Raw genomic sequence first — 12263 nt, 5'->3', positions numbered from 1 at the left:
TCAGAGGAGGATTTATACTCAATGTTGAGATCAATGTATTCAGGTGTATCGGGCATGAAGGGCTTTCAAACAAAGCTGGACGTTATCGGTAACAACATTGCAAACGTAAATACTACAGGCTTCAAGTCCAGCCGAGTGATGTTCAAGGATATTTTGAGCCAAACCAGCTCGGGCGCAAGTGCGTCTGGAGAAGAAACGGCAGGAAGTAACGCAAAGCAAATTGGTTTGGGTTCGACTGTGTCCTCCATTGACACGCTCCATTTGCCAGGAAGTGCCATGACAACAAATAATCCAACAGATTTACGCCTTAATGGTGATGGTTTCTTTTTGGTTAAAATGAGTGCGGATCAAGAGGCTCCATACTTGACTAGAGCAGGAGATTTTCATATTGACGGAAATAGGCATTTGGTAACTTCCGACGGTTTTTTTGTTGCTGATTCAGGTGGTGGAGTTCCCATTACGTTAGCAGACGATGTTACTGCTTTCTCAATCTCTCAGGATGGAACCATTGTACAAACTTTGGCATCTGGTGAAACAGATAATGCTACCAAAATTGGAGTAACTAAAGTAATCAATCCTGAAGGATTGGAAAAAATCGGGGGTAGTCTGTATCGTGCTACAGTTAACTCTGGAAACGAGGGTGAAATCACTGCTATGGAAGCAAACAGCGCTGATGATGGCACCGGTGCTATCATCGCGGGTCAGCTGGAAATGTCCAACGTTGACCTGACAGGCGAATTTACCGAAATGATCGTAGCTCAGCGTGGATTCCAAGCGAACTCACGTATCATTACGACTTCGGATGAAGTGCTTCAGGAAGTTGTAAACTTGAAACGATAATCTCATTTAAACGCGGAGGAGTAGAGGCTCCTCCGCACCTATCAGGAGGTTGGTGTTACGATGATCCCGTTAACGCGGCTGAACGGCTCGCCTATGTGGCTTAATGCGCTGCTCATTGAGACTGTGGAGGAAACACCGGATACATACGTCACTTTGGTGACGGGGAAACGGTTGATTGTATTGGAAAAAGCGGCAGATGTCGTCTCCTTGATCAAGAGTTACAGCCGTGAAATCGGCATGCATGCCGCCACGATAAAAGTGCAACAAATGGAGGAAGACGAATGAAGAAGATGCTGCCATGGCTCATTACAATTTTACTCGCGATTACTTTGATTGCAGGCGCGGCCTTTGTACTTATACCAGCGCTTAGCGGGAAGAAGTCGGAAGTCATACCGAATGCGCAAGCCGCTCAAGCAGAACAACTTCCAAGATTGTCAGCGGATGAATTGGTGGAAGTAAGCTCTGAAATTACCGGTATCAAAACGAATTTGGCAGACGCAGATTACATTGTACAGATGAATCTTGCTTTTCAATTGAATGATGCCAAAGCAAAAGAAGCTTTTGAAAAAATTAAGGACATCAGTATTAAGCCCATCGTTATTCAATTACTTGCAGACACCAAACCTGATGAGCTCAGAACGGCTAAAGGCCGGGATCAGTTCAGTGACAAGCTGACGGATCTCATCAACAAGTCGCTCCCTGAAGGTCACCTGGGGAACGCCAAAATTACAGACTTTTTGCTGGCAGCCATTTGATTCCAGGTGATCTTGTCAGGAACACGTAAGGGGGTGAATAACATTGGTGGATGTACTGTCACAAGGGGAAATTGATGCCCTTTTAGCAGCTCTCTCGTCCGGTGAAATGGATGCGGAAGAACTCAAAAAGGAAGAAACCCAAAAGAAAGTTCGCGCTTATGATTTCAAGAGAGCGCTTAGGTTTTCCAAGGACCATATACGAAGTCTGACGCGGATACACGAGAACTTTGCCCGGTATCTGACCACTTATTTTTCAGCACAGCTTCGTACTTTTGTCCAAATTAATGTCGTTCAGGTGGAGCAGCTTCCATATGATGAATTCATTCGCTCCATTCCGAAAATGACCATTCTAAACATTTTTGAAGCTGAACCACTGGAAGGCCGAATGGTGCTTGAGGTTCACCCGAACGTAGCTTATGCCATGCTGGACAGGCTTCTCGGAGGAACAGGTTCGGCACCAACTAAGGTTACCGCATTGACCGAAATCGAGACGACGATCATGGAGCGAATTTTCAGCCGTACCTTTGATAGCCTGCAAGAGGCTTGGAAAACGGTACTGGACATTGAACCACGTCTAGAGGCTATGGAAACAAATCCGCAGTTCATGCAGATTGTTTCGCCGAATGAGACGATTGCTCTGATTTCGCTTAGCACCAAAATTGGTGATACCACAGGGATGATTAACCTCTGTATCCCGCACGTGGTATTGGAACCTATTATGGCCAGACTGTCCACGCACCAGTGGTTTACATCCGAAAAGAAATCAAGGGCGCCTGAAGAGATAGACGCCTTGAGATTACGGGTCACCAAAGCAGAGCTTCCTATTATTGCGGAGTTGGGTGAATCCCGGATAAATGTAGCTGAGTTTTTAGGCCTTTCGGTAGGGGATGTCATTTCATTGAACAAGCCAGTCAAAGAAGGACTATCCATCCGGGTAGGCGAGAGATTGAAGTTTATGGGAAGTCCCGGCATGGTAAGAGATCGTGTTGCCGTACAAATTGATGAAATTGTCAACGAAGGAGTTGAAGAAATTGACGAGTAAAGACTATTTGTCCCAGGAGGAAATTGATGCCTTGCTGAAACAGTCTGAAGCGGGGACGGATTCTACTCCCGCAGGCAAGACCGTTGACGATTTTCTGACTTCCCTGGAGCAAGATGCTCTCGGGGAAATCGGTAATATAACGTTCGGCAGCGCAGCTACGGCTCTTTCCACACTGCTCGGTCAAAAGGTGGATATTACGACACCTAAAGTTTCAATTATTACACGTTCTGAATTTGAAACTGCATTTCCAAAGCCGCACGTAGCCGTACATGTAAATTATGTCGATGGATTTGAAGGCATTAACTCGCTCGTAATTAAAAAGCGTGATGCGCAGGTTATAGCAGATTTAATGCTTGGTGGTGGAGGAAATCCGGCAGATGAAGAATTGAATGAAATTCACATCAGTGCTGTGCAGGAAGCGATGAACCAGATGATGGGATCGTCTGCGACCTCTATGTCTACCATGTTTAATCGTTTTGTTAATATATCTCCACCAGGGATTGATATTTTGGATCCTCTGCACGGTGATGGAGTATCCAGCCTGCCAGATGAAGAGACGTTGATTACAGTATCCTTCCGGTTATTGATTGGAGATCTGATTGACTCTACGCTGATGCAACTGTTACCTGTTAATTTCGCCAAGAAGATGGTGAGCATCTTAATGAATGGCGGAGAGGATGACGAGCAACCGCAAGCATCCGTACAGCAGGCAGCTGCAACAGCTGCTCCCGAAGCGCCGACACAAGCTAGTACTCCGCAGCCGCCGTCACCAGCCTACCAACAGCCGCCTGCAGCCGCGCAGGTGCCGCAAGATGTAGGCTATGGGCAACAACCGCCGATGTATCCTCAAGACCCGGGATATGGGCAGCAGGGCGCTCCAGGGTATGGAACGCCGGGTTATGGAATGCCAGCAGGTGTACCGCCGCAAGTGCCTTATGGAACGCCTCATCATTACGGGGCCGTACCGCCAGGGCGCAATGTAAATGTGCAGCCTGTACAATTTTCTAATTTGCAGTCCGGTGGATTTCCGCAAGTGGATGAAAACAATTTAAATTTATTGATGGACATTCCCCTTAGAGTCACCGTAGAATTAGGAAGGACCCAAAAGCAAATTAAAGATATTCTGGAGCTCTCACAAGGTTCAATTATTGAACTGGACAAGCTTGCCGGGGAGCCGGTGGACATTATGGTTAACAACAAACTGATTGCCAAGGGCGAGGTTGTCGTAATCGACGAGAACTTTGGCGTGCGTGTAACGGATATTGTAAGCCAATGGGACCGAATTCAAAAATTACAATAAAAGCATAATTTAGGGAGGATTTATTTCAGATGGCAAACCGTATTTTGATCGTGGACGATGCTGCATTTATGAGAATGATGATTCGGGACATCCTGTCCAAAAATGGATTTGAAGTAGTAGGAGAGGCCCAGGATGGATCACAGGCCATTGAAAAATTCAAGGAGCTTCGTCCGGACCTGATTACGATGGATATCACGATGCCTGAGATGGACGGCATTGCCGCTCTGAAGGAAATCAAACAAATTGACCCGAATGCAAAGGTTATCATGTGTTCCGCGATGGGTCAGCAAGCTATGGTAATTGATGCCATTCAAGCTGGCGCAAAAGATTTTATCGTTAAGCCATTCCAATCGGATCGGGTTATCGAAGCCATCAACAAAACACTGGGTGTGTAAGGCGCATCCAGTATGGATACACAACAGGGTGCCTCTGACGCTTTGAGTACATCCAGCAATATAGGAAACATTGCTTGGGTCCTTTTCGTGCTAATCTTTATCATCGTACTGATCGTGTACTTGATACGGTTTTTGAGTAAAAGAAATCAGAGCTGGTTCAGCAACCGCTCCGTTCGCATACTGGGAGGCGTGGGGCTTGGCCCCAATAAATCCCTTCAGCTTGTTGAAGTTGGTAGCAGTGTGTACCTCATTGGTGTGGGAGAAGATATCCGGCTTGTTGACAAAGTATCCGATCCTGAAGAAGTGGAGCAAATTTTGGCCGCACTGGAGCAGGAAGCTTCTCTGCAGCGCGGCCCGATTGCCCCGCTATTCGCTAAAATTGCGGATAAGCTTCGCCGGAACAACGCGGCACAGCAGCAGCAGTCTGAAGAGGAGACGTCTTTTCATGAGATGTTTGAATCCAAGCTCCGGCAGATGCCGAATCGCAAGGATAAACTTGAAAAGCTGCGCAATGAGGAGAATACTACAGATCGGTCGGGAGATTCATGAGAAAAAAGATTATACTAGCATGTTTGCTGCTTGTCTTATTCAGCTTCATTTCGGTGACGGCGGCCTCTGCGGAACCGATTCCGAACATTGATATTCAAGTCGGCAATTCGGACAAAGGACAGCCCGGTGCCACCTCGCTGTCTATTATTTTACTTATTACTGTCATTAGTGTAGCGCCCGCGTTGCTTGTACTTATGACAAGTTTTACGCGTATCGTGATTGTACTTGGCTTTGTGCGAACTTCACTGGGAACTCAGCAGATGCCGCCCAATCAGGTGCTTGTCGGACTGGCCTTGTTTCTCACTTTATTTATTATGGCACCGACCTTCTCCGCTATGAACGAAACTGCGCTTCAGCCGTATCTCAAGGGGGATATAACACAGTCTCAGGCACTGGATAAGGCATCGGTACCCATTAAGACCTTTATGTTCTCTCATACACGTGAGAAGGATCTACTGCTCTTTATGAAATACACCAAGATGGAAAAACCAAAGAATTATCAAGATATTCCACTAACGGTGATGGTTCCGGCTTATGCAATCAGTGAGTTGAAAACGGCATTTCAGATGGGCTTTATGATTTTCATACCCTTTTTAGTTATAGACATTGTAGTGTCCAGTACACTCATGGCTATGGGGATGATGATGCTACCACCAGTAATGATCTCGCTTCCTTTTAAAATACTGCTCTTCGTACTTGTAGATGGTTGGTATTTGGTCGTCAAATCATTACTTCTGAGTTTTAATACATGAATACTTTCTGCAAGGACAGCAATCAAGGAGGACGGCAATGACTTCGGAGTTTATTATTTCCCTGGCTGGGCAAGCGGTGTACATTGTACTCAAGGTGAGTGCTCCGATGCTGATTTTGGGGCTAGTCGTGGGTTTGATTATCAGTGTTTTTCAAGCGACAACTCAAATTCAGGAGCAGACACTGGCCTTTGTTCCGAAGATTGTCGCCGTATTGCTGGCATTGCTTTTGTTCGGGCCCTGGATATTGACCACATTAGTGGACTTTACGTATAACATTCTGGACAATCTGTACAAATATATAGGTTAGGCTGAAAAGTGATGAACATATTGTTGCAGAGTTTTCCTGTTTTTTTGCTGATTTTTTGTCGGATTACCTCGTTTTTTGTAGTAGCGCCTATTTTTTCAACCCGAGGGGTACCTAATATCTTTAAGGTCGGAATTTCAGGATTTCTAGCTTTGGTCGTGTATCTTACATATGGTACGCATCAACAGGTGCCGACCGATGTAGCATATGTGCTGTTAGTAGGGCGTGAGGTGCTGATCGGGTTGTTGCTGGGGTTTACTGCATATTTGTTCATGACAGCGATCCAAACCGCAGGTTCATTTATAGACCTACAGGTGGGATTCGGAATGGCCAGTGTATTTGATCCCATGACAGGGGCTTCAACGCCTCTTACGGGTAATTTCAAGTTCGCCATAGCTGTATTGTTCTTTTTGAGCATAAACGGGCACCATCATCTGCTAAACGCTATTTTATACAGTTATGATTGGGTACCGCTGACAAATGATTTTTTTATAAAGCTGTATGGTGGCAGTGTAACTGAATTCCTGGTACGTTCTTTTGCGGAATCGTTTATGCTGGCCTTTCAAATTGCTGCTCCCATTGTAGTAGCTACCTTTTTAACGGATGTGGGACTCGGTTTTTTAGCTAAAACAGCACCGCAATTTAATATTTTTGTCATTGGCGTGCCGCTAAAAATAATTGTGGGATTGTTCATGTTACTGCTTCTTATGCCAGGTTTTGCTTTTATATTCGAAAGATTGTTTTCTGTGATGTTCGAATCCATGCGCAACTTGTTGGATGTTATGGGTAATCGTCCTTAATGTCTGGTCTGGAGGAACGTAGTTTGTCATTTAAATATGCTATGAACCTGCAGTTGTTCTCAGGGGAAAAAACGGAAAAAGCTACACCCAAGAAGAAACAGGATGCAAGACAAAAAGGGCAGGTTGCCAAGAGCATGGAGTTGCCCGCTGCTGGTGTCCTGCTAGTTACGTTTTTTTGCCTCATGATTTTCGGCGGGTATTTTAAGGATCATGCGGTCCGCTTGTTTCGGGATATTTTTGTGAATCGGCTGTCTATGGAAGTAACACCGAATACAACGCTACTGATGATGGGTGAGTATGGTGTGCAAATCTTGATTATGCTGGCTCCTATTTTTGTGGGTGCCATTGTCATCGGGATCGCAGCGAATTATATGCAGATCGGTTTTTTATTAACCGGAGAGGGCATTACACCCAAGTTTAGCAAGATTGACCCGATTAAAGGATTCAAAAATATTTTTTCCATGAGGTCATTAGTTGAATTCCTGAAATCTGTTTTAAAAATGACCGTAATTGGTTATCTGGTGTACAGCGTACTTTGGAAAACAAAGGCTGACCTACCCAAACTGGCTGAGATGTCCGGCGACCAGATGTTGAGTTTTACGGCTTCATTAACAATGGAACTGGGACTCAAAATTGGTGTGGTGCTGTTCATTTTAGCAATATTGGATTATATGTATCAACGTTATGAGCATGAGAAAAATCTGAAAATGTCCAAACAGGATATCAAAGATGAGTACAAGAAAATGGAGGGTGACCCGCTGATCAAAGGGAAAATTCGCGAGCGGCAGCGCCGTATGGCTATGCAGCGCATGATGCAGGAGGTTCCTAATGCAGATGTCATCATCACCAACCCTACGCACTTTGCTGTGGCTTTGAAATATGACGGTTCGGAGATGGAGGCGCCGCAGATTATTGCGAAAGGACAAGATTATGTCGCGCTCCGAATTAAGGAAATTGCCAAGCAAAACGGCGTTATAACGATGGAAAACAAGCCGCTGGCGCGGGCGCTGTTTCAAAGAGCCGAAATCGGGGATGCGATACCAGCTGATCTTTTTCAGGCCGTTGCTGAAGTGCTGGCGTATGTATATAAATTAAAAGGTAAAGTGAAATAAAGGGATCGGAGGCCAAGAGACCCGTGAAAATAAAAGAAATAACCGTCCTTGCAGGCGTCATCGGTATCGTTCTTATGATGATTCTCCCGATCCCTTCATGGCTGCTGGATATTCTGCTCGTCATTAATATTTCTATTGCTTTGATGATTCTACTTGTTTCAATGAACACGAAGGAAGCTTTACAGTTCTCTATCTTTCCTTCATTGCTGCTCATTACAACGTTGTTTCGTTTGGCGCTCAACATTTCTACGACCAAACTTATTTTAGGTGAGGGTCATGCCGGCGAAGTAGTTGCTACGTTTGGTAGCTGGATTGCAGGCGGCCAAATTGCCGTCGGTTTTGTTGTCTTCCTCATTCTTGTGGTCGTACAGTTCATTGTTATTACCAAAGGATCGGAGCGGGTAGCAGAGGTGGGCGCCCGGTTTACATTGGATGCGATGCCAGGTAAACAAATGAGTATTGATGCTGATTTGAATGCAGGTCTAATTAATGAGCAGCAAGCCCGTGAACGACGCAGTAAAATCGAACGGGAAGCGGATTTTTACGGAGCTATGGATGGTGCGAGTAAATTCGTTAAAGGCGATGCGATCGCCAGTATTATCATTTTGATCATTAACCTGGTGGGCGGCTTTATTATCGGTATGGCCGTTCAGGGAAAAGGATTTCAAGAAGCGCTGTCAACGTATTCTGTTCTCACGATCGGTGATGGATTGGTCAGCCAGATTCCCGCGCTGCTCATATCCACGGCTTCAGGCTTGATTGTTACGCGGGCTACGTCGGATGGCAACTTGGCAGAGGATTTAACCGGACAGCTCTTTTCATATCCAAAATTGATCTACATAGTGGCTGCCACCATTGCATTATTGGGCCTTTTCACACCTATTCATATTATTACAACTCTTCCACTTGCGATTCTATTGTTTTTTGCAGCCCGAAGAATGCAGGGCAATATGGAACGCAAGCAAATTGCTGATGAACAGCTGGAGGAGGAGCAACAAATCGAAGAGGTGCGTAGTCCGGAAAGTGTCATTAATTTGCTTCAAGTAGATCCGATTGAATTTGAGTTTGGGTACGGGTTGATTCCGTTGGCGGATACACAGCAAGGCGGTGATCTACTGGATCGGATTATTATGATTCGCCGTCAATGCGCCTTGGAGCTGGGTTTGGTTGTGCCGGTTATTCGTATTCGGGACAACATTCAGCTCAAGCCTAACGAATATGTAATTAAAATTAAAGGCAATACAGTAGGCGGTGGAGAACTGTTGTTGAATCATTATCTGGCTATGAGTCCGGGATACGACGACGACTCCATTACAGGGATTGAAACGACAGAACCGGCCTTCGGATTGCCTGCGCTCTGGATTGACGAGAACACGAAGGATGTTGCTGAACTGTCAGGTTATACAGTGGTTGATCCACCTTCAGTTGTAGCTACTCATCTAACAGAGACGATTAAGAAGCATGCCCATGAGTTGCTTGGCAGACAGGAAACACGTTCGCTGGTTGACAATCTCAAGGAGAATTATCCAGTGCTGGTGGACGACCTTATTCCTTCTGTGCTTGCGATTGGGGACGTACAAAAAGTGCTGGCCAAGCTGTTGAAAGAAAAAATCTCTATTCGCGACATGGTGACTATATTCGAGACGCTGGCTGACTATGGTACTTATACAAAAGATCCAGACGTGCTGACTGAATATGTTCGTCAAGCGTTATCACGTCAGATTACGCAGCAATTTGCACAGCAGGGAGAAACGTTGCGTGTTATTACCGTGGGACCAGGATTGGAGAAGAAAATTGCTGAGAGCGTGCAGCAGTCGGAGCAAGGTAGCTATTTGGCTCTTGATCCGGTGTCAACGCAAACGGTGTATCAAAGGATGATGGAGCAAATCAACCGTCTTATTCAATCGGGACAGCAGCCTATTGTGTTAACGTCACCGACAATACGTATGTATTTGCGGCAAGTGATGGAGCGGACGATGCAGGATGTCCCGGTGCTGTCGTACAGTGAGCTGGAGCCGAACGTTGAAATTCAAAGTGTCGGGGTGGTGAACTTATGAGAGTGAAACGATATCTAGTGGATACCATGCCAGAAGCCATGCTGCAAATCAGGGGTGACTTAGGAACAGATGCCGTCATTTTAAGTACCAAGGAAGTGAAGGTCGGCGGTTTTATGGGGATGTTCAGTAAAAAGAAAATTGAAGTGGTTGCTGCAGTTGAGGAGCAGCAACCTCAAAAGTCTCGGCGGACTGAACGCTCGTCACACCAGCTTGCCCGGGCTGCTTCGCCTCTAATGAGCACCCTTGAGAAGCTGGAAAAACCATCAGTACCTGTAGTCCCCAGACAAGCAGCTCCAGAAGCTTATCGGCGGGTTACACAACAGATAACCGGTAGTTCCAAAGAAGAACAAGCTGATTTAACGGTTAATACAGAACAAGTTGCATCAGCAACGGAGCATTTGTCGCCAAGGTCTGCTAATAACCTAGAGACTCTATCTCAGGCATTTGATCAAGAAGTATTGCTTTCGAACCTGAAATCATCCAGTGAGCTGCATAAACGGCCAATCGAAGCAAGTGTTCCAGACAAGAGTGGAGCTGAGGAAAATCAGGCATTGCTTAATGAATTGCGGGAAATGAAAGCGATGATGACTCGATTCTCCAGAAACTCTTCAATGGAAAGTACTTGGCCTGAGGCGCTACATGAGATCTGTGAGCATGTGTTGGAACAGGAAGTGGAACGTGATTTACTGGAATACTGGATCGAACAGGTACATGTGCGTCGAAGTGAGCATCCTTTTGCGCCTGAAACTTTTGATTGGGAACAAGCCTTTCGTGAGGAAGTGACCAGTTTTATACAGACAAGACTGGATAAAGGGATCTCCCAAGATACCAAAATTGTGTATGTTGCAGGACCTACCGGAGTAGGAAAAACGACAACCATTGCGAAGTTGGCAGCGGAACAGTTGTTCAAACATCATCGCAAAGTTGGATTTATTACTTCTGACACGTACCGGATTTCAGCCGTCGAGCAACTGCGTACATATGCTACGATTTTGAATGTACCGCTTGAAGTTGTGCAATCTCCCGGTGACGTCCAAAGGGCTATTCAACGTCTGGAGCATTGTGACTTGATCCTCATGGATACTGCAGGGCGAAATTATCGTAATGAACTGCTTGTATCAGAACTGCAAAGTCTGCTTTCACCTATTAATGAAAGTGAGACGTATCTGGTACTCAGCCTGACATCCAAAAGCAGGGATATGCTCAATATAACTGGACATTTCAGTAAGTTTGGTCTTGGGAAGGTTGTATTTACCAAGATGGATGAGACGGGCAGTTGTGGCGGCATGTTTAATCTTTTACACCAGTTTCCGATGCAGTTGGCCTATATTACGAATGGACAAAATGTTCCTGACGACCTGCTTCATCCCGATGCAGAAATGGTGACAAATATGCTACTTGGAGCCAAAGTATCGTCAGGAGTTAACGGAGATTCCATATGAGTGATCAAGCCCAATCACTTAGACAAATGGCTTCATCCTTGGATAAGTATCGATTACCCCCACGTAATCGTCACGCAAAAATTATAACGATCACCAGTGGTAAAGGCGGGGTGGGCAAATCCAATTTTACGCTGAACTTTGCATTGGCCCTGAAATCACTTGGTCGAAAGGTACTTGTGTTTGATGCTGACATCGGTATGGCTAATATTGATGTGTTGATGGGGGCCCATTCACAATACAATCTTCTTCACTTGTTAAAACGTGAAAAATCAATTGATGAGATTATTCAAACGGGTATAGGTGGTTTGCCTTATATTGCTGGAGGCTCAGGCTTAAGCGAACTGTTTGCGTTATCAGATGAGAATCTGAATTATTTTGCCGAAGAAGTAGAAAAAATGGCAGCAGACATGGATTATATTCTTTTTGATACAGGTGCAGGTTTATCCAAAGAAAATCTTAAATTCATCACTTCAGCTGACGAATGTATGGTAGTAACCACCCCAGAACCGACGTCCTTAACAGATGCGTATGCACTAATTAAAGTCGTCAACGGGTTGCAGAAAGATACGGTATTCAAAATTATAGTCAATCGTGCCGATAACGATAATGAGGCCCGTCAAGTTGCCGATAAGATCGCACTTGTTGCGAAACGCTTTTTGGAGATTGAAATCCCGCTGCTTGGACATATCAGTGATGATACTCATGTCATGCAGGCAGTCAAAAGACAAGTACCTTTTATGGTTGCTTTTCCGGGATGCGCGGCTTCAAAAGATGTACTGAATCTGGCACACCGTTTTGCAGCAATGCCACAGGTTCCACAACCAGGTGCATTGAGTGGAATCAAAGGATTTATGCAAAAATGGTTGCGGCGTTCTATGCATTGATTTTTGATGAGAGGAAACAGGGGTGTTTAAC

Annotated in this window: 14 protein-coding genes; all 14 read left to right on the top strand. The window is 45.3% G+C overall.

All coding sequences use genetic code 11. The features are described from left to right. The first annotated feature begins 21 nt into the window (after window positions 1-21). Genes flgG through G9G57_RS21115 form a run of 14 tightly spaced genes read left to right on the top strand, consistent with a single transcriptional unit; the run spans window position 22 to window position 12232 of the window. Window positions 22-840 carry a flagellar basal body rod protein FlgG gene (flgG, locus tag G9G57_RS21180; RefSeq protein ID WP_164965509.1) on the top strand — a complete coding sequence of 273 codons (819 nt, stop codon included), beginning with the start codon at window positions 22-24 and terminating at the stop codon, window positions 838-840. A 60-nt stretch (window positions 841-900) separates the two neighbouring features. Beyond that, window positions 901-1125 (top strand): flagellar FlbD family protein, encoded by a 225-nt coding sequence (locus G9G57_RS21175; protein WP_013370683.1) that lies wholly within the window; start codon window positions 901-903, stop codon window positions 1123-1125. Next, complete coding sequence (locus G9G57_RS21170; protein ID WP_013370684.1) at window positions 1122-1595, top strand: flagellar basal body-associated FliL family protein; 474 nt, start codon at window positions 1122-1124, stop codon at window positions 1593-1595. The genes G9G57_RS21175 and G9G57_RS21170 overlap by 4 nt, the downstream gene beginning before the upstream one ends. Before the next feature lie 43 nt (window positions 1596-1638). Next, window positions 1639-2637, top strand: coding sequence for a flagellar motor switch protein FliM (fliM, locus tag G9G57_RS21165; RefSeq protein ID WP_016820956.1), 999 nt, complete (start codon window positions 1639-1641; stop codon window positions 2635-2637). Then, window positions 2627-3937 carry a flagellar motor switch phosphatase FliY gene (fliY, locus tag G9G57_RS21160; protein ID WP_016820957.1) on the top strand — a complete coding sequence of 437 codons (1311 nt, stop codon included), beginning with the start codon at window positions 2627-2629 and terminating at the stop codon, window positions 3935-3937. Before fliM ends, fliY begins: the two co-directional genes overlap by 11 nt. Before the next feature lie 29 nt (window positions 3938-3966). Then, window positions 3967-4332, top strand: a complete 366-nt coding sequence (locus G9G57_RS21155) for a response regulator (RefSeq protein WP_013370687.1) — start codon at window positions 3967-3969, stop codon at window positions 4330-4332. Window positions 4333-4344: 12 nt separating this feature from the next. Further along, window positions 4345-4881, top strand: coding sequence for a flagellar biosynthetic protein FliO (locus G9G57_RS21150; RefSeq protein WP_017427929.1), 537 nt, complete (start codon window positions 4345-4347; stop codon window positions 4879-4881). Beyond that, window positions 4878-5633 carry a flagellar type III secretion system pore protein FliP gene (gene fliP / locus G9G57_RS21145; protein ID WP_013309901.1) on the top strand — a complete coding sequence of 252 codons (756 nt, stop codon included), beginning with the start codon at window positions 4878-4880 and terminating at the stop codon, window positions 5631-5633. Before G9G57_RS21150 ends, fliP begins: the two co-directional genes overlap by 4 nt. 37 nt (window positions 5634-5670) lie before the next feature. Next, window positions 5671-5940, top strand: a complete 270-nt coding sequence (fliQ, locus tag G9G57_RS21140; RefSeq protein WP_107734240.1) for a flagellar biosynthesis protein FliQ — start codon at window positions 5671-5673, stop codon at window positions 5938-5940. A gap of 11 nt (window positions 5941-5951) precedes the next feature. Beyond that, a complete protein-coding gene (gene fliR, locus G9G57_RS21135; protein ID WP_029514992.1) occupies window positions 5952-6737 on the top strand; it encodes a flagellar biosynthetic protein FliR in 786 nt (261 codons plus the stop codon). Further along, window positions 6737-7849, top strand: a complete 1113-nt coding sequence (flhB, locus tag G9G57_RS21130; protein WP_019686992.1) for a flagellar biosynthesis protein FlhB — start codon at window positions 6737-6739, stop codon at window positions 7847-7849. The genes fliR and flhB overlap by 1 nt, the downstream gene beginning before the upstream one ends. A 23-nt stretch (window positions 7850-7872) precedes the next feature. After that, entirely contained in the window at window positions 7873-9906 is a 2034-nt protein-coding gene (gene flhA, locus G9G57_RS21125; protein WP_016820963.1) for a flagellar biosynthesis protein FlhA, read from the top strand. Further along, a complete protein-coding gene (gene flhF, locus G9G57_RS21120; protein WP_107734239.1) occupies window positions 9903-11348 on the top strand; it encodes a flagellar biosynthesis protein FlhF in 1446 nt (481 codons plus the stop codon). Before flhA ends, flhF begins: the two co-directional genes overlap by 4 nt. Further along, window positions 11345-12232 carry a MinD/ParA family protein gene (locus tag G9G57_RS21115; protein WP_102997888.1) on the top strand — a complete coding sequence of 296 codons (888 nt, stop codon included), beginning with the start codon at window positions 11345-11347 and terminating at the stop codon, window positions 12230-12232. Before flhF ends, G9G57_RS21115 begins: the two co-directional genes overlap by 4 nt. The last annotated feature ends 31 nt before the right edge of the window (window positions 12233-12263 follow it).

The organism is Paenibacillus sp. EKM211P (assembly GCF_011066175.1).
Taxonomy (GTDB): Bacteria; Bacillota; Bacilli; order Paenibacillales; family Paenibacillaceae; genus Paenibacillus; species Paenibacillus polymyxa.
This window is presented reverse-complemented; position numbering and strand designations above follow the sequence as displayed.